This is a genomic window from Achromobacter sp. UMC46, from assembly GCF_014170335.1.
In the GTDB taxonomy this organism is placed as follows: Bacteria; Pseudomonadota; Gammaproteobacteria; order Burkholderiales; family Burkholderiaceae_B; genus Achromobacter.
In genome coordinates this window covers 14298-32068 of sequence record NZ_LZZS01000015.1, presented here as the reverse complement: position 1 = coordinate 32068, position 17771 = coordinate 14298, and the positions used below count along the sequence as shown (strand labels likewise).

General features: G+C 65.7%; 15 protein-coding genes. 7 read left to right on the top strand and 8 right to left on the bottom strand.

What is annotated here, in order from left to right; all coding sequences use genetic code 11:
• Positions 1-18 precede the first annotated feature (18 nt).
• Positions 19-879 (bottom strand): oxaloacetate decarboxylase, encoded by an 861-nt coding sequence (locus A9973_RS14395; protein ID WP_183014427.1) that lies wholly within the window; start codon positions 877-879, stop codon positions 19-21.
• Positions 880-983: 104 nt separating this feature from the next.
• Here A9973_RS14395 and A9973_RS14390 point away from each other — a divergent pair, with 104 nt between their 5' ends.
• The gene (locus tag A9973_RS14390; protein ID WP_183014426.1) at positions 984-1868 is read left to right on the top strand and encodes a LysR family transcriptional regulator; all 885 of its coding nucleotides are present in this window, start codon (positions 984-986) and stop codon (positions 1866-1868) included.
• On the opposite strand, the gene A9973_RS14385 is transcribed toward A9973_RS14390, so the two are convergent.
• The 4 genes from A9973_RS14385 to A9973_RS14370 all read right to left on the bottom strand — a co-directional run bounded on the left by A9973_RS14385 (position 1865) and on the right by A9973_RS14370 (position 4969).
• Positions 1865-2680: a siderophore-interacting protein gene (locus A9973_RS14385; protein ID WP_183014425.1), complete on the bottom strand. Its 816-nt coding sequence runs from the start codon at positions 2678-2680 to the stop codon at positions 1865-1867. The two genes, A9973_RS14390 and A9973_RS14385, sit on opposite strands and share 4 nt — an antisense overlap.
• A gap of 27 nt (positions 2681-2707) precedes the next feature.
• Entirely contained in the window at positions 2708-3400 is a 693-nt protein-coding gene (locus tag A9973_RS14380) for a PadR family transcriptional regulator (RefSeq protein WP_255469159.1), read from the bottom strand.
• 64 nt (positions 3401-3464) lie between these two features.
• On the bottom strand, positions 3465-3776 hold the full coding sequence (locus A9973_RS14375) for a hypothetical protein (RefSeq protein ID WP_183014424.1): 312 nt from the start codon (positions 3774-3776) through the stop codon (positions 3465-3467).
• A gap of 8 nt (positions 3777-3784) precedes the next feature.
• Complete coding sequence (locus A9973_RS14370; RefSeq protein ID WP_183014423.1) at positions 3785-4969, bottom strand: hypothetical protein; 1185 nt, start codon at positions 4967-4969, stop codon at positions 3785-3787.
• 410 nt (positions 4970-5379) lie between these two features.
• Between A9973_RS14370 and A9973_RS14365 the strand changes: the two genes are divergently transcribed.
• Positions 5380-7413, top strand: coding sequence for an alkyl/aryl-sulfatase (locus A9973_RS14365; protein ID WP_255469158.1), 2034 nt, complete (start codon positions 5380-5382; stop codon positions 7411-7413).
• 84 nt (positions 7414-7497) lie between these two features.
• On the opposite strand, the gene A9973_RS14360 is transcribed toward A9973_RS14365, so the two are convergent.
• Positions 7498-8367, bottom strand: a complete 870-nt coding sequence (locus A9973_RS14360) for a helix-turn-helix transcriptional regulator (protein ID WP_183014422.1) — start codon at positions 8365-8367, stop codon at positions 7498-7500.
• Between the two features lie 125 nt (positions 8368-8492).
• On the opposite strand from A9973_RS14360, the gene A9973_RS14355 reads away from it, so the two are divergent.
• Positions 8493-9947, top strand: coding sequence for an MFS transporter (locus A9973_RS14355; RefSeq protein WP_183014421.1), 1455 nt, complete (start codon positions 8493-8495; stop codon positions 9945-9947).
• Positions 9948-9975: 28 nt separating this feature from the next.
• Here the strand turns inward: A9973_RS14355 and proC are convergent, their stop codons facing one another.
• Both proC and A9973_RS14345 read right to left on the bottom strand, forming a co-directional pair.
• Entirely contained in the window at positions 9976-10782 is an 807-nt protein-coding gene (gene proC, locus A9973_RS14350) for a pyrroline-5-carboxylate reductase (RefSeq protein ID WP_183014420.1), read from the bottom strand.
• Positions 10783-10820: 38 nt separating this feature from the next.
• Positions 10821-11954, bottom strand: coding sequence for an alpha-hydroxy acid oxidase (locus tag A9973_RS14345; RefSeq protein ID WP_183014419.1), 1134 nt, complete (start codon positions 11952-11954; stop codon positions 10821-10823).
• A gap of 360 nt (positions 11955-12314) precedes the next feature.
• On the opposite strand from A9973_RS14345, the gene A9973_RS14340 reads away from it, so the two are divergent.
• From A9973_RS14340 to A9973_RS14325, 4 genes are read left to right on the top strand one after another with little or no spacing between them, the layout of a single operon-like run.
• Entirely contained in the window at positions 12315-13742 is a 1428-nt protein-coding gene (locus tag A9973_RS14340) for an FAD-binding oxidoreductase (RefSeq protein ID WP_183014418.1), read from the top strand.
• A 49-nt stretch (positions 13743-13791) separates the two neighbouring features.
• Positions 13792-14874, top strand: coding sequence for an ABC transporter substrate-binding protein (locus A9973_RS14335; protein WP_183014417.1), 1083 nt, complete (start codon positions 13792-13794; stop codon positions 14872-14874).
• Between the two features lie 20 nt (positions 14875-14894).
• The gene (locus A9973_RS14330; RefSeq protein WP_183014416.1) at positions 14895-15974 is read left to right on the top strand and encodes an ABC transporter ATP-binding protein; all 1080 of its coding nucleotides are present in this window, start codon (positions 14895-14897) and stop codon (positions 15972-15974) included.
• A gap of 4 nt (positions 15975-15978) precedes the next feature.
• Positions 15979-17754: an ABC transporter permease subunit gene (locus A9973_RS14325; RefSeq protein WP_183014415.1), complete on the top strand. Its 1776-nt coding sequence runs from the start codon at positions 15979-15981 to the stop codon at positions 17752-17754.
• Positions 17755-17771 lie beyond the last annotated feature (17 nt).

Below are 17771 nucleotides of genomic sequence, written 5' to 3'. Positions count from 1 at the left end.
TTCTTGGCGCTGGACGGCCTATTGCGCGTCCAGCGCCAGATAGCGCTGCGTCTGCACGATGGCTTCGCGTTCCTTGAAGCTTGTCAGGCGATCCGCCAGCGCGCTGCTGTCGCCCGTCTGCCGGATGGCGGCCAGCGTGGCCTGCATGGCGTGGATGGCGGCGCGTTGCAAGTCCGACGGGATGATGGCCAGGCGATAGCCCATCGCCGCCAGGTCGGGTAGCGGCACCAGCGGCGTCTTGCCGCCGTAGAACATGTTGATGAGCTTCAGGCCCGGCAGGCGTTCGGCGATGGCGCGGATCTGCTCCAGCGTTTCGGGCGCTTCCACGAACACCATGTCGGCGCCCGCCTTCACATAGCGTTCGGCGCGCGCGATCGCGGCATCGAAGCCTTCTACCGCGATCGCGTCCGTGCGCGCGATGACCAGCGCGTCGGCATCCGACAGCGTCTGGCGCGCGATGTGCACTTTGCGGCACATTTCTTCGACGTCCACCAGGCTCTTGTCGTCCAGATGGCCGCACCGCTTGGGGAAGGACTGGTCTTCGATGTGGAAGGCGGCCACGCCCGCGCGCTCCATGATGCGCACGGTGCGCTCGACGTTGGCCGATCCGCCGAAGCCCGTATCCGCGTCCGCCACCACCGGCAGTCCGCTGGCGTCGACGATCTTCTCCACGCGGTCCATCACTTCGGTAAAGCTCAGCAGCCCGATATCCGGATAGCCCGCCGCACGCGCAATGGCGCCGCCGCTGGCGTAGACCGCATTGAATCCTGCTGCGGCGACGAGCCGGGCCGACATGCCGTCATAGGCGCCGGGCGCCACGACGATGTCTTGCGCCAGATGCTGGCGCAACAGGGTGCTGGGTTTGACGGGGGTGTCCATGCGCTTTCCTTGATGGCGATAAGTCGATGCATCCATCATCGGTCCGCTGCAATAGAATGTCCAATATATGGAAAATTGATAATCAGTATCTTTTAGGTATCGATATGGAACTGCGTCATTTGCGCTACTTCGTCGTGACGGCCGAGGCCCAGCACTTCACGCGTGCGGCGGAGCTGCTGGGCATGGCGCAGCCCCCGCTCAGTCAGCAGATCCGCCAGCTGGAGCAGGAAGTCGGCACCCCGCTGTTCGACCGGACCGGCCGCGGCGTCGTGCTGAACGACGCCGGCCGCGCCTTTCTCGTCTGCGCGCAAGACATCCTGCTGCGCGCGCAAACCGCCGTGCAGACGGCGCAGCGCGCCGCGCGCGGCGAGGTGGGAGAACTGACATTGGGCTTCACCGAATCCGCGTCGTTCAACGGTGTGGTGACGGAGTTGATCCGCCAGTACCGGCAGCAGTACCCCGATGTGGAAATGACGCTGTCGCAAGGCGATAGCGAAACGCTGGTGGCGCAGTTGCGCGAAGGCGCCATCGACGCCGCCTTCGTGCGGCCGCCGTTCGCGCTGGATGGCGGCCTGACGTTCACACAGTTGGCCGAGGAACCCCTGGTGGTGGCCTTGCCGCTGGGCCACGCGCTGGCGCGCAAGAAACGCCTGGCGCCCGGGGACCTGACGCAGGAACGCTTCATCCTGTATTCCCGCAAGTCGGGGTATGGCCTCAGCGCCGACATCATGGCGGCGTGCCGGCAGCACGGTCTGAATCCGTTGATCGGCCAGCGCGCGCCACAGTTGTCGTCGGCGGTGAACCTGGTGGCGGCGGGCATGGGCGTGGCGGTGGTGCCCGCGTCATTGCGCCACCTGCGCCCGGACGGCGTGGTCTACCGCCCCTTCGCCTTGGACTGGCCGCGCGCGGTGCTGGGCCTGGCCGTCCGCCAGGACAGGCCCGGCGGCAAAGTAGAGAACCTGCTGAGTCTGGCGCGCCGCGGCGCTTAATCTTCGTGCGACTCGTGCACGGCCACGGCACCGCGCTTCCAATAGCTGGCGGCGCGGATGCGGCCCTTGTCGATGCCATGCTGCGACACCATGATTTCGCGCACCGCCTTGGCCGCGGCAGATTCGGCCGCCACCCACACATAGCCTTCGCCCGACGGCAACGCCAGTTCTCGCGCTGCTTCCAGCAGCAACGTGCTGTAGCCCGGCGCGGTGCCGTCGCGGTGCAGCCAGCGCACCGACGTCTTCGCGGCCGACGGCAACGGGATCTGGTTGGCGGCGGACGGCACTTCGATCAGTACCAGCGCCTGTGCGGCGGCAGGCAATTCCTCCAAGCGGCGCGCGATGGCGGGCAGCGCGGTTTCGTCGCCGATCAGCACGTGCCAGTCGAAGGCCTTGGGCACCACGAAGGAACCGCGCGGACCGCCGATGCCCAGCGTCTGGCCGGGCTTGGCCTGCTCGGCCCAGGTGGACGCGGGGCCATCGCCGTGCAGCACGAATTCAATGACCAATTCGCGGCGGACGGCGTCGAACAGGCGGGGCGTGTAGTCGCGCGCGGCCGGCTTGGGCGTGCCGTCGGGAAACTTGACGCCATCGGGTCCGGCGGTCGGGAGGACCGGCGCCTGGGACGGGTCGGCGGGGAAGAAGAGCTTCACGTGGTCGTCGAACGAGGCGGACACGAAGTCCTGCAGATCGTCGCCGGTGAAGGTGATGCGGGCCAGCAGGTCCGCGACGCGCTCGATGCGCGTGACAGTCAGCACGCGCATCTTCAGGTTGTGGCGCACGCGCTCCACGTTGAGGTCGCTACGGGTCATCAAAACTCCAGATTTCGGGGGGACGGGTCAAGCACAGGGCTTGCCGTTGATCTCGTCGGTGGCGCGCGTCAGGATGGCGGCGATGCGCCGTTGTTCGGCGGGCGACGCATCGGTGCGCTCCAGCAGCGCGTGCCGGATCGCCTGGCGGGCTTCCACCAGCTCCGGCAGCCACCCGGTGCGCACGTCTTCGCCTTCCGGGCCCAGGTTGCGGGGCTCGCCGCTCCAGGCCTGGCGCATCCAGTCCATCTTGCGGGCGATGTGCTTGAAGCGGTTGAACATCATGGTCAGGCGGCTGCGGTTGGCCTCCAGATAGGCCTTGCCCGGCTCCGCCAGGTGGTAGCGCTTCTTCGCGCCGTCCTGTTCCACGGTGGCGTAGCCCAGCTCTTCCAGATAGGTCAACGCGGGGTAGACCATGCCCGGGCTGGGCGTATAGAAACCGTTGCTGAGCGTGCCCAGCGCCTTGATGAGTTCGTAGCCGTGGCTGGGGCTTTGCTCCAGCAGGCCCAGCAGCATCAGTTGAAGATCGTCGGCGGACACGCGGCGGCCGCGCGTGAAACCGCGTCCGTCGCCCCCGAAGCCATCGGCATCGCCCCGTCCGCCCGGCGGCCCCGCAAACCAGTCGTCGCCCGCGGCCGCATGGCGGGGGGGATGCGAGTGATGTGAATGATGCGGGTGGTCGTGATGGCCCTGGTGGCCGTGGTGAAAATGGGAATGGCGCATGATTTAGCTCTTACGATGTATCTTTAGATATATATCTTACGATACACCCGCAAAAATCCAGACGTCAAGCGCGGCGTTCGAATACCCCTGCGGCGATGCCCCCTACGATCAGCGCCATGCCCACCAACAGCAAGACGCCCAGCGGCTCGTCCAAGATCACCGCCAAACACAGCAACCCGAAGACCGGCACCCCCAGCAAGCCCATCTGACGCGCACGGCCGATGGGTTCACGCAGGAACAGCCATGCGCCAGGAATGACCCAGAGCGGCATGGTGTGGGCCAGCACCACAACGCCCAACAGCAGCAAGGCGTTGCGACGGGACAGCGGAGCGGATGGCAGGGGCGGCGTGGCCGCATGATGGGCCCGCGCCGTCATTCAGGACGCTAGAGCAACGTGAACAGCAACTTGGACAGCGTGCTCTTTAACGGCCACTGCATCGCGATCAAGAGCAGCATGGGCAACGCGGCCGGCGCCAGTATCTTCAGCAGCACGGATTTATTGACGATGGCGCCCCGCATCGACGCGACCGCCTGATAGATGGCCTGGACATCCGCCACCGGCCCCAGCTCGGGCGCATCCAGCATGGGACGGTCAGGCACGTCCTTGCCCTGTATCCATTTCTCGTCGACCGCCCTCCCGTGCTGGGACACGAACGCGCCATAATCAAGCAGCGCTTGTCGCTTTACACGCAGCAGCAATGGCGTGAACACCAGCAGCGGCGCCAATCCAATGATCGTCAGCACCACCAGCAGCGCGGCGATCTGGCCGTAGAGCGAGGGCACCGTCACCCCGTGATAAAGGACTTCGTGCGCCCAGACACCCGCGACAACAGCCGAAACGGAAAACAGGAAGGGGCCATAGACGACCGGCAACCGCGTGAGAAAACCCAGGCCGCCCAACCGGTCGGGGTGGCTGGGAACAAGCTTCAAGGGCAACGCCGCGATCCTCATCAGCAACAGCCCAAGCAATATCAGCCGCCATACCCAGGCAAGCAACAGGATCGAGAAAATGGGCCGCGTCACCAGCAATAACCACCAGACGCCGAAGCTTAGGCTTTGGCTGCCCGAATCCGCCCACCGCAGCTCGTCCAGATTCGGCGAGAAGAACAGGACGGCGATCCACGTCACGACAAACACGGTAATGACGATCCAGGGGGCAATCCGATTGCGTAACGCCGACACGCCGATCAGGACTTGATCGAATCTGGCGGACAAGTCGTCATCGACCAGTCCCGAACGCCGAAACTCGCGCAAACCCAAGGGAATGAGTTTCTGCGCGATCCCTTCGGCCAGCACCAGCAACGGGATGGCGACAAGGCAGCGCACGTGGATGCCGATGTGGCCGAGCAAGGGCTCGTTGTCTTCCAGCGATTCGATGGCCGTACCCGCCATCCACGCGGCGATCACCAAAGGCAGCCAGGCGATCAACGCATAGGCGATAGCACGCCGCATGAAGCCCCCGCCGCCAGCCGGAATCAATCCGACTTTGCGCTGGACGCGATAGAAGAAATCATCACGTACAAGCGAAAACTGATTGACTGCGTTAGCCGCCCCTTGATGCTGATCCATCTTGACTCCCGGTAGATACCGTTTGCGCCATCGATACATCGAACACGTCATTGACCACCGCATCGCCACGTACTTGCGAGGGCAACTGAATCGGCCAAGAAGCCAGCCCGGGCTTCGCGTGAATATCGCATGCGCACCGTGCGTTTTGCAAGACGGCATTCAGAATGCGATTACGGGCCACTTTCAAAAAATAATATTCGGAGGCGTCTTTTTTGTGTAGGCTAAGAATATCCGCCGGCTGTCCGGGAAGTCGTATCCAGCGCGGCCTTCAATGCGTTGACGCTGCGAGTGAACCACACGCGGCTTCATGCCGAAGCGGATTGCCTCCCCCGTATTTGCGTGACTTTTGCCCGATTGAGCCGTGTTCTTCACGCGGCTCACCCATTTGAAAGTGTGGAGAAATCGTCATCATGAAGCTCACTCGCGGTGCGAACGCCCCCTCATCCACTCACAATCGCCTTGGCAAGCCATTAAAGGGCGCCCGCCTGACGTCGGCCGCATTGGCTTCGCTATTGCTTGTGACGGCGACCTCCGCCTGGTCGCAACAGACGCCCAAGCCGGCCGAAGACGCCACTAAACAGGCTAATGCCGCACTATTGAAAGCGCTGCCTTTTTCGGACAAGACCTCATTCGAACTGGCTCACAAAGGATTCATCGCCCCGCTTCCCACCGCAATGATCAAGGGTGCCGAAGGCAACCTGGTGTGGGACCCGACCAAGTACGATTTCGTCAAAGAAGGCTCTGACGCGCCGGACACGGTCAACCCCAGCTTGTGGCGCCAATCGCAGCTTTTGAATATCTCCGGCCTGTTCCAGGTCACGGACGGGATCTATCAGGTGCGCAACCTGGACCTGTCCAACATGACGATTGTCGAAGGCAAGGAAGGCCTGACGATCATGGACCCGCTCATTTCCACCGAGACGGCCAAGGCGGCGCTGGATCTTTATTATCAGCACCGGCCGAAGAAGCCCGTGGTCGCGGTCATCTATACGCACAGTCATGTGGACCACTACGGCGGGGTGCGCGGCGTGGTGGACGAAGCCGACGTCAAGGCTGGCAAGGTCAAGATCTACGCCCCGCTGGGCTTTCTTGAACACGCCGTGGCGGAAAATGTCATGGCAGGTACCGCAATGAGCCGGCGCGCCAGCTATATGTACGGCAACCTGTTGCCGCCCAGCCCCACCGGCCAAGTCGGCGCGGGCCTGGGCACCACCACGTCCGCCGGCACCGTGACACTGATCCCACCCACCGACATCATTGAAAAGACGGGTGAAACACGCACCATCGACGGGTTGACGTACCAGTTCCTGTACGCCCCGGGCAGCGAAGCCCCCGCCGAGATGCTGTATTACATCAAGGAAAAGAAGGCGCTGAATACTGCGGAAGACTCCACCCACACCTTGCACAACACCTATTCGTTGCGCGGCGCAAAGATCCGGGATCCGCTTGCGTGGTCGAAGTACCTGAACGAAGCCTTGGCCATGTGGGGCGATGACGTGGAAGTCATGTACGCCATGCACCACTGGCCGGTGTGGGGCAAGAAGGAAGTCCAGGAGCAACTGGGCATGCAGCGCGACATGTACCGGTACATCAACGACGAGACATTGCGGCTTGCCAATATGGGCTACAACAAGGAGGAAATCGCCGAACAGGTCAAGCTGCCGAAGGCGATCGCCACCAAGTTCTCCAACCGGGGGTATTACGGTTCTTTGAACCATAATGTTCGCGCGACCTATGTGCTCTATCTGGGTTGGTTCAACGGCAACCCCGCCACGCTGCATACCCTGCCCATTGAGGAAGGCGCAAAGCGCTACGTCGACATGATGGGCGGCACGGACGCCCTGCTGAAGAAGGCGCGGGAATACTATGCCAAGGGGGACTACCGCTGGGTGGCCGAGGTGGTCAATTACGCGGTCTTCGCGGATCCCAAGAATCAAGCGGCGCGCGACCTGCAAGCCGACGCCTTGGAACAGATGGGCTATCAGGCCGAAAGCGGACCGTGGCGCAATTTTTACCTGACCGGCGCAAAGGAACTCCGCGAAGGCGTGAAGAAGCTGCCCGTGCCTGACACCGCCAGCCCCGACACCGTCCGGGCCATGACGCTGGACATGCTCTTCGACTATTTCGCGGTCCGCTTGAACCGCGAAAAGGCCGACGGCAAACACGTGGTGCTGAATGTGGACTTCACCGACACCAAGCAGCAGTACACGCTGGAGATGGTGAACAGCGTCCTCAACCACACGGAAGGCAAGCTTGCGAAAGAGCCCAGCGCCAGCGTGTCGCTGACCCGCAATACGCTGAACGACATCATGTTGAAGCAGACGACGCTGAAAGATGCGCTAGCCAAGGGGGACGTCAAGATCACCGGCGACCAGTCCAAGCTGAACGACGTCTTCGGCTCGCTGGACGACTTTGAATTCTGGTTCAACATCGTGACGCCATAAGGCGCCTGGGCGGCAAGGCAACGGGGCGGCTCGGTCCGGGCCGCCCTTGTCGAATCGGCGCGCCGCCCGCAACGGGCAATTCGCCTAGCCCTTGGCCGCGTTCGAGCGCGCCTGCAACCAGCACGTGAAGTCCTCGGCGCGCGGTTCGTCCGGCGCCGGCGCGTACACCACCAGCCGCAAGTGGCGGCTTTCGTCCACCGACAGCGTGGCGTGCTCGAAGGCCAGATCGCCCAACGATTCCACGTGCAGCTTGCGCTGACCCATACAGGCGCCATGCACGTCGTGTTCGCGCCACCAGGCCTTGAAGTCGGGCGACACGCTTTCCAGTTCATCGACCAGTTCGGCGATGTCGGGCACGCCTGACGCGCTGGCGAAATCGCGCCGGAACGTGGACAGCATGGCGGGCGCCTGCGCTTGCCAGTCGACGAACACCTGACGCATCGCGGGCACCACGAACAGCATCCACAACAGGTTGCGCCGGCCGGGCGGCTGGGCCGAGAAATCAAAGACGTGGTCGGCGGCGGCGTTCCACACCACCACGTCCCAGCGCAGGTTCAGTATGTAGGCGGGCCGCGCGGGCAGGTCGTCCATCAAGCGGCGCACTTGCGGCGGCACGGTGCACCAGGTGCGGCCCGGTTCCGCCGGCGGGCGTTGGTGCGCAAGCAGATACAGATGACGGCGTTCGGCCGCGTCCAGCTTCAGCACGCGCGCCAGGTTTTCCAGAAAGGTCGCCGACACGCTGATGTTGCGCCCCTGCTCGAACCACGTGTACCAGGCCAGCCCGACGCCGGCCAACGCGGCGACCTCTTCGCGGCGCAGGCCGGGCGTGCGGCGGCGGCTGCCGGCGGGCAGGCCCAGGTCCATGGGGCTGAGGCGTTCGCGGCGCAAGCGCAGGAATTCGGACAGGTCCGCACGCGTGCGGTCCAGGCGCTGGGGCGTGGGATGGTCAGTCATCGGGCAAGGGAGAGGGGCATTTTCGGGCGCAGGCTATTGCACGCAGTAATAGCATAAGCAGCTAAATTGTATAAGGCTGACAGCCCGCCCAGAATAGCGCCAATCTTGTTTCCGATGGCGTTTCCATGACCTCGACCACCCTGCGCGACCCTTGCGCACAGCCCGCACGACCCACACACCCCGCGCCCGCGCTCAGCCCGCTGGGCCTGGCCGTGCTGTTGTCTGGCGGCTTCATCACGATATTCGACCTGTTCGTGGTGAACGTGGCCATCCCCAGCATGCAGACCACGCTGTCGGCCAGCTTTGCGCAAATCAATTTCATCATCGCCGCCTACGAATTGGCGTACGGCGTGCTGCTGATCGCGGGCAGCCGATTGGGCGACCGCCATGGCCGGCGCCGCTTGTTCATGCTGGGCATGGCCGGCTTCGCGCTGGCGTCCGCGCTGTGCGGGCTGGCGCCCACGGCCGACACGCTGATCGGCGCGCGCATCTTGCAAGGCATGGCGGCTGCGATGCTGTTTCCGCAGGTATACGCGCTGATCCGCGTCAGCTACGACGGCCATGCGCGGCGGCGCGCATTCGGGCTGATGGGCATGACGCTGGGGCTGGCCGCCATCGCGGGCCAGGTGCTGGGCGGCTGGATCGTGCATGCCGACGTGTTCGGCCTGGCGTGGCGCGCGATCTTCCTGATCAATGTGCCGCTGGGCCTGCTGGCATGGCGGCTGGCGCGCCACATCCCCGAATCGCGCGAGGCGTCGGGCGCGCCGATGGACTGGCCCGGTGCGGCGCTGGTGGGCGCGGGACTGGCCTTGCTGCTGCTGGCCTTGATCGAAGGGCCGGCGCGGCAGTGGCCGGCGTGGACGATCGCCAGCGGCGGCGCGTCGGCATTGTTGCTGGCGCAGTTCGTGCGCATGCAGCGCCGCGTGCAAGCCCGGGGCGGCGCGCCGCTGGTCGACATGCGCTTGCTGGCGCAGCCGCGCTTTGCCGCCGGCTGCCTGCTGATGATGCTGGTGTTTTCGACCGCCAGCGCGATGTTCCTGTGCTACGCCCTGCTGGTGCAGACCGGCTTCGGACTGGACGCGTTGACCGCCGGGCTGATCTTCGCCCCGGCCAGCGTGGGATTCGTGGCGGGGTCCATGGCCGCGCCGCGGCTGGTGGCGCGCTTCGGCACCCGGGCCATCGCGCTGGCTGCCCTGCTGTACGGCGGCGCCACGGCCGCGCTGATGGCGCACGTCGGCGCGGCGGGCGCGGCGCTGGCGCCCTGGTCGCTGGTACCGGCACTGGTGTGGCTGGGCGCGGCGCAAGGCGCCGTCAATACGCCGCTGGTGAATCTGGTGCTGGGCCTGGTCGAGGACCGTCAGGCCGGCATGGCGGCGGGCGTGGTGTCGACCTTGCAGCAAGTGGGCGCCGCGCTGGGGGTGTCGGCAGCAGGCATGCTGTTCGGCGGCGTGCTGCAAGCGCAGGCGGATGCCGCCGCGCCCGAGCGCTACGCCCAGGCGTTCGCGTCGGCCATGCAATTCAACGTGGCGGCGATCGCGGTGTCGACCGTGTTGTTGTGGTGGCTGGGCCGGAGGCGATAGACGCGCCGGCGTTTCCGCGATACCCCGCCTACCCTGCCGACAGTTCGCGTGCGCGCTGTTCGGCCTTGTGCACGGCTTGCGAGATCGCATCGGCGACGCCCGCGTCACGCATATGCGACAGCGCGGCGTAGGTGGTGCCGCCTTTGGACGTGACGCGGTCTTGCAGTTCGGTCAGCGGCACGTCTTCGCTGGCGGCCAGCCCCGCTGCGCCACGAAAGGCGGACACCGCCAGGCGGCGCGCATCGGCCGCCGGGAACCCCAGTTCCAACGCGCCCTGCTCCAGGGCCGCCATGAAGTGGAAGACATAGCCCGGCCCGCTGCCTGTCACGGCGGTCACCGCGTCGATCATTGCTTCGCTGTCCGTCCAGATGCGTTCGCCCACCGCGGCGAACAGGGCGTCCACCTGCGCGCGTTCGGCCGCTCCGCACGCCGCCGTGGCGTACAGGCCCGTCATGCCCAGGCCCACTTTGGCCGGTGTGTTGGGCATGGCGCGCACGATGCGCCCATGGCCGCCCAACCAGTCCGACAACGACGCCAGTTCGACACCCGCGGCAATGCTGACCACGGTGGCCGCTGCCTGCAGATGCCGATGGACCTGTCCGCATGCCTCGCGCAGCACCTGCGGCTTGGTGGCCAGCACGCACAACGCAGCATCGGCGATATCGGGGCCGACGCTATCGCGGCAGTTCAGGCCGCGCGCGATCAAGGCGTCGCGCGTGGGCGCGTAGGGTTCGATCACCAGGAAGTCGGCCAGTTCGCGGCCTTGCCCGAGCAGGCCATCGATGATGGCGGAGGCCATGTTGCCGCCGCCGATGAAGACGATCTTTTCACGCATGTCGATCTGATTCCAGATAAGGGGATGGCAAGGCAGGGTCAACGCTTCCGGACCGCCGCGGCGTCCAGCGCGCCGATGCGGCTGCGGCCCAGCAGCCTGAGGGTATTGCCGAGTTCGTCGCGCAGGATCGCCAGGACGTCGTGCGCGCCCGCCGGCCCGCGCCCTGCCAGACCATATAAGGGCGCGCGGCCCAGCAGCACCGCACGCGCACCCAACGCCACCGCCTTGGCGATATCGCTGCCGCGCCGCACGCCGCCATCCACCAGGATCTCTAGCGACTGGCCGAGTTCCGCGGCCACCTCGGGCAGCACTTCCAGCGGGCATGGCGCGCTTTCCAGCTGCCGCCCGCCATGGTTGGACAGCACGATGCCGTCCACGCCATGCGCGTGCGCGCGCCGCGCGTCGGCCAGGCCCTGGATGCCCTTGATCACGATGCGGCCGTGCCAATGCCGGCGCAGCCAGGCCACGTCGTCCCAGCTGAGCGCCAGGTCCATCTGCCGGCTTAGCACTGACGCCTGTTCCGTGATGTTCTCGCGCGCGTTGGCGCTGACGGCCAGGTTCTTCAGTTGCGGCCCGCCATGGCGCAACATCCGCCAGCACCAGCCCGGGTGCGCCGCCAGGTCCATCAACAGCCGGCGCGACGGCCGCAGCGGCAGCTTGAAGCCATTGCGCTTGTCGTGGTCGCGGTTGCCGTGCACGGGCACATCCACGGTCAGGAACAGGACGGTGTAGCCGTTCTGCCAGGCACGGTCCATCAGGTGTTCGGCGATGCGGCGGTCGCGCTGCACATACAGCTGCAGCCAGAGTTCGCCGGGCGTGGCGGCGCGCACGTCTTCCAGCAACGAGGTCGACGCGGTGGACAGCACGAAGGGCAAACCCGCCTGATGCGCCGCGCGCGCCAGGTGCACGTCGGCTTCCGGCCAGAACAACCCGTTCAGGCCCGTGGGCCCGACGATGGCGGGGATGGCGGCCGAGGCCCCCAGCACCGTGGTATCCAGACGGCAATCCGTCACGTCCACCAGCACCTCCGGGCGGAACTCCAGGTCGGCGTACGCCGACCGGTTGCGGGCAAGGGCCAGCCCGTCTTCCGCCCCGCCTTCCAGATAATCGAACGCCAGCCGGGGCAGCCGCTTCTGCGCCTGCCGCCGGTACTCCATCACGCTGGGAAGCATGTCCCTTCCTTGATTTGCAGGAGCCGAATAGAATTGCATGTCACACAATGCAATTGTATTTCGATCATTTTGAAAACCGCAATCCGTAACTGCCATGAGGGGGCCGATTTCCTATTGCAAGGGATGGACGCGCAAGGCGCCCTGCGCGGCAAAGCACGGCAGAATGCGGGTCTGCGGGCTTCAGGGCAATCCATCCCCGGCCGACCAGGCCCGGTATCAGACGGATTTACCCCTAGTACATACCCTAGAATCGATTGAAATACGATTATTCAAATCGAAAAGCGATTTAAGTAATCGTATGCTGTGCCTCAATGCGCTCGGACTTCCACTGATCTCCGGGCCCCATTCGGGACCACAGACATGACCAACGGCATCACCCTGTTAGACGCGTTGACCCAGGCCCTGGGCGCGGACGCCATCCTTCATTCCGACGCCGACACCGCCGGCTATACCGAAGACTGGCGCGGCCGGTACAAGGGCCCGGCGCTGTGCGTCGCCCTGCCGGGCAACACGCAGCAGGTCGCCGACATCGTCCGCCTGTGCAACGCGCACGCCACGCCGGTGCTGCCGCAGGGCGGCAACACCAGCCTGTGCGGCGGCGCCGTGCCGGATGCCGCCGGCAAGCCCCCCGTCATCGTGAACCTGGCGCGCATGCGCAAGGTCCGCCGCGTCGATGCCGCCAACAATTCCATGGAAGTCGAGGCCGGCTGCGTGCTGGCCGCAGTGCAGCAGGCAGCCGCCGACGCGGGCCGCCTGTACCCCATCAGCCTGGGCGCCGAAGGCTCGTGCCAGATCGGCGGCACCATCGCCACCAACGCCGGCGGCACGGGCGTGCTGCGCTACGGCAACACGCGCGACAACATCCTGGGCCTGGAAGTGGTGCTGCCGGACGGCACCGTCTGGAACGGCATGACGGCGCTGCGCAAGAACAATACGGGCTTCGACCTGAAACACCTGTTCATCGGCGCCGAAGGCACGATGGGCATCGTCACCGCCGCCGTCTTGAAGCTGCACCCGCTGCCCACCGCCCACGCCGTGGCCTGGCTGGCGCCGGACAGCCCGCACGCGGCGCTTGAAATCCTGGGTCTGTTCCAGCGCAGTTGCGGGTCGCGCCTGTCGGCGTTCGAGATGATCGACAGCAACCAGCTGGACACCGTGATGGCGCATGTGCCTGGCCGCAAGAACCCGCTGGCCGGCGCGCACCCGTGGCACGTGCTGGTCGAACTGTCCGACACCGGCAGCGGCCCCGAGCTGCAAGACCTGCTGCAGCAGATCCTGGAGCAAGCGTCCGAACTTGGCCTGCTGCACGACGCCGTCATCGCCAGCAACGACACGCAGCGCGCGGCGCTCTGGGAAGTGCGCCACAGCGTGTCGGAAGGCAACAAGAAGGCCGGCGTGGGCTTGACCACCGACAGCGCCGTGCCGGTCGCAAGCGTGCCGCACTTCATCGAAGCGGCCACCGCCGCCGTGCGCCGCCTGGTGCCCGGCCTGCCCGTCCTGATCGTGGCCCATCTGGGCGACGGCAACGTGCACTTCATCCCCTTCTTCACGTTCGACGCCTGGAACGCGCTGCCCGGGCGCGACGCAATGGCCGCCGATATCCGCCGCGCCGTCAACGACGTGGCCGACGCACTGGGCGGCACGTTCAGTGCCGAGCACGGCGTGGGCCGCACGTCGCTGGCAGAAATGGCGCACTACAAGTCGCCCGTCGAACTGGCGATGATGCGCGCGCTGAAGTCCACCTTCGATCCCGCCAATCTCTTCAACCCCGGCCGCTTGCTGCCTTGAGCCGTCGTTCTTGATCCGTAGTCCCTGACCCGACCCGCAGGAGTCTTCCATGAAATCGACCTCCCACAACGCTTCGCGCCGCAGCGCGCTGAAAACCGTTGCCGCCGGCGCCGCCGCGCTGGCCATGCCCATGATCTGGACCCCGTCGCGCGCGGCGTCCAAGCGCATCGTCGTGCGCGATGACGGCGGCATCTACAGCAAAGCCTATGGCGCCGTGTTCTACAAGCCGTTCACGGAAGCCACCGGCATCCAGGTCGTGGGCGTGCAGGCCAACGCCGAGCCCACCGCGCAGATCCGCAGCATGGTGGACACCGGCAACTACACCTGGGACATGGCCAAGATCAGCCAGCCCGCCATCCTGATGCTGACCGAAGGCGGCAAGGTCTACCTGGAAAAGCACGGCCTGGAATCCGACCCGGTCGTGGCCACCATCCCCAAGCAATACATGTCGCCCTACGGCGTGGGCAACAACGTCTACACGACCGTGCTGGCCTACCGCACCGACGCGTTCAAGGGCCGCCGCGCCCCGGCGTCCTGGGCCGACTTCTGGAACGTGAAGGACATCCCCGGCCGCCGCGGCCTGCGCAAGCACCCCTTCGACACCATCGAAGAGGCGCTGATGGCCGACGGCGTGCCGACCGACAAAGTCTATCCTTGCGACATCGACCGCGCGCTGTCCAGCCTGGACAAGGTCAAGTCGTCGGTGGACGTGTGGTGGAACACAGGCGCGCAGGTCGAACAAATGCTGGGTTCGGGCGAAGTCGACATGATCGCCACGTGGGTGTCGCGCGCGCAATCCGCCATCGCCAACGGCGCGCCGGTGCAGATCGTCTGGGATCAGAACATCTGGGGCTGCGACAACTGGTCCATCCTGAAAGGCACGCCCAACGCCGACGCTTGCCGCGAGTTCATCAAGTTTGCATCCGACCCCAAGCGTCAGGCGGCGCTGGTCGAATACTTTGCCGCGGGCGTGACGCAACCCGCCGCCTTCGACTACATCAAGGCCGACGTGGCGCGCAATTGCCCGACCCACCCCGACAACATCAAGAGCGGCTTGCACATCAACGCGGCCTACTGGCTGGACAAGCAGCGCGATGTGCTCGAGCGCTTCAACGGCTGGGTCCTGAAGTAATTCTTTCCTGAATGAACACCATGTCTTCTTCCAATCTGCAAATCTCGGGTCTGGGCAAACGCTATGGCGATTTCGTCGCGCTGGCGCCCACGCACCTGGACGTCGCCCGCGGCGAATTCCTGACGCTGCTGGGTCCGTCCGGCTCCGGCAAGACCACTCTCTTGAGCCTGATCGCCGGCCTGGCACAGCCCGACGAGGGCCGCGTGCTGATCGACGGCGCCGACGTCACGTATGGCGCGCCGTATGAACGGGATATCGGCATGGTGTTCCAGAACTACGCGCTGTTTCCGCACATGAGCATCGAGGAGAACATCGCGTTCCCGCTGAAGATGCGCAAGGTGCCAGCGGCTGAAGCGCGCCGCCGTGCACACGAAGCGCTGGAAATGGTGCGGCTGCCGCACGTAGCGTCGCGCCTGCCGCGCGAACTGTCCGGCGGCCAGCAGCAGCGCATTGCGCTGGCGCGCTGCATGGTCTACCGCCCGGCCATCATCCTGATGGACGAACCGCTGGGCGCGCTGGACAAGAAACTGCGCGACCAGATGCAGCTTGAGATCAAGCGCATCCATCGCGAACTGGGCACCACCATCGTGTACGTGACGCACGACCAGGAAGAGGCCATGACCATGTCCGACCGCATCTGCCTGATGAACGGCGGCGCGATCGAACAACTGGGCACGCCGGCCGACCTGTACTTCCGCCCCCGCACGCTGTTCGTCGCCGACTTCCTGGGTGAATCGAATCTGCTGCAAGGCGAAGTCGCGTCGGTGGACGGCGACATCCTGACGGTCAAGCTGGCCTGCCAGGGCGTGACCGGGCAGGCGCTGTCCAATGGCGCCCCCATCAACGCCGGCCAGAAAGTCACGGTGATGCTGCGCCCGCAGAACCTGCGCGTGGGCACCGCCGGCCCCGGCCTGACCGGCAAGCTGCTGGACGTGATGGTGACGGGCAGCTTGACGAAGCTGTATCTGGATTCGGGCGCGGCCGATGCCGCGCCGATCGTCGTGGCCTACCCCACGCAGCGCCAGGCCGAGCAATACGCGATCGGCCAGCCGCTGACGGTCAGTTGGCAGGCCGCGGACGCGGTGGCCATTGCGGAGTGATCGCATGACGACTCTAGCCAATCCCCGCAAGCGCATGAGCGCAGGCCGGCGCCATTTCCTGATGGCCGCCCCGCTGGTCGTGCTGCTGCTGGTGCTGCTGATCTATCCCGTCGGCCAGTTGCTGCTGTTGAGCGTCGTCGGCGAACAAGGCTTCAGCCTGGCGCAATACCACCGGCTGTTCGAATCGTCGGTATACGTGAACGTGCTGCTGATCACGTTGAAGATTTCGTTGTGGACGACGTTCTTCTCGGTGGTGGCGGGCTATCCCGTGGCCTACCTGATCTCCAGTTTGTCGGCCCGGCGCAAGACGTCGCTGCTGTTCTGGGTGCTGCTGTCTTTCTGGACGAGCTTCCTGGTGCGCACCTTCGCCTGGGTCGTGCTGCTGGGCAGAAACGGCGTCGTCAACCAGCTGCTGCAGGCCCTGGGCATCCTGGATGCGCCGGCCAACCTGCTCTACAACTTCGGCAGTGTGCTGGTCGGCATGGTGCACGCGCTGATGCCGCTGGCGGTGCTGACGATGCTGTCCGTCATGGAGAACATCGACCGCAACCTGCCGCGCGCCGCCTCCACGCTGGGCGCGCGCCCGGGCACGGCGTTCTGGAAGATCTACTTTCCGCTGTCGATGCCGGGCGTGGCGGCCGCCGCCATCATGGTGTTCGTGACGGCCATCGGCTTTTTCATCACGCCGGCGCTGCTGGGCGGACGCAAGGAAACGATGATCACGCAGATCATCATCGACCAGGTCCAGCAGACCATGAACTGGGAGTTCGCCGGCGCGGTGTCGGTGCTGCTGCTGGTGGTGGTGCTGGTCGTCTTCGCCATCTACGACAAGGTGCTGGGCCTGTCCACCATGACGGGCGGCGCATCCACCCGCGTGCGCGCATCGGGCAAGGAAAGCCTGTCCCGCCGCGCGGGCGACGCGGTGCTGACCGTGCTGGCCAACGTCTCCGACGCGCTGTTCGCGCTGCTGCCCAAGCGCCTGCGCCGTTCGGTGTCCGGCACCGGCCAGTCGCGCACCTTGTGGTGGATCGTGCTGGGCATACTGGCCTTCCTGAGTGCCCCCGCGTTCCTGATGATCCCGCTGTCGTTCGATTCGGGCTCCGGCCTGACATGGCCGCCCAAGGGCTTTTCGCTGCAGTGGTATGAACAGATGTTCACCTCGCCCGTGTGGATGCAGGCGATCACCCGTTCGTTGATCGTGGGCGTGGGCACCGGCCTGCTGGCGATGCTGATCGGCACGCCCGCCGCCTTCCTGCTGGTGCGCGCCAACATGCGCGGCAAGTCCGCGATGCTGGCCTTCGTGCTGTCGCCCATCGTCGTGCCGCGCATGATCATCGCCGTGGGCATGTTCTATTTCTTCGCCCGCGTGGGCCTGGTGGGCTCCACCATCGGCCTGATCCTGGCGCACACGGTCGTCGCCGTGCCTTACGTGGTGATCACGATGATGGCGGTACTGCGCAACTACGACACACGCCTGGACCTGGCCGCGCAAAGCCTGGGCGCGGGCCCATGGGCCACGCTGCGCTTCGTGACGTTCCCCATCCTGGGGGCCGGCCTGATGTCGTCGTTCCTGTTCGCGTTCGCGACCTCGTTCGATGAACTGACGATCGCGCTGTTCGCCTCGGGCGGCCTAAACGCCACCTTGCCCAAGCAGTTCTGGGACGAAGTGACGCTGCAGATTTCCCCGGTGATCGCCGCCGTCTCGACGTGCCTCTTCATCTTCATCGCCGCGCTGATCTGGCTGGCCGACCGGCTCCGCCGCCGCAGTCTGGCCACCTGACCCCATGCGCGCTTGTA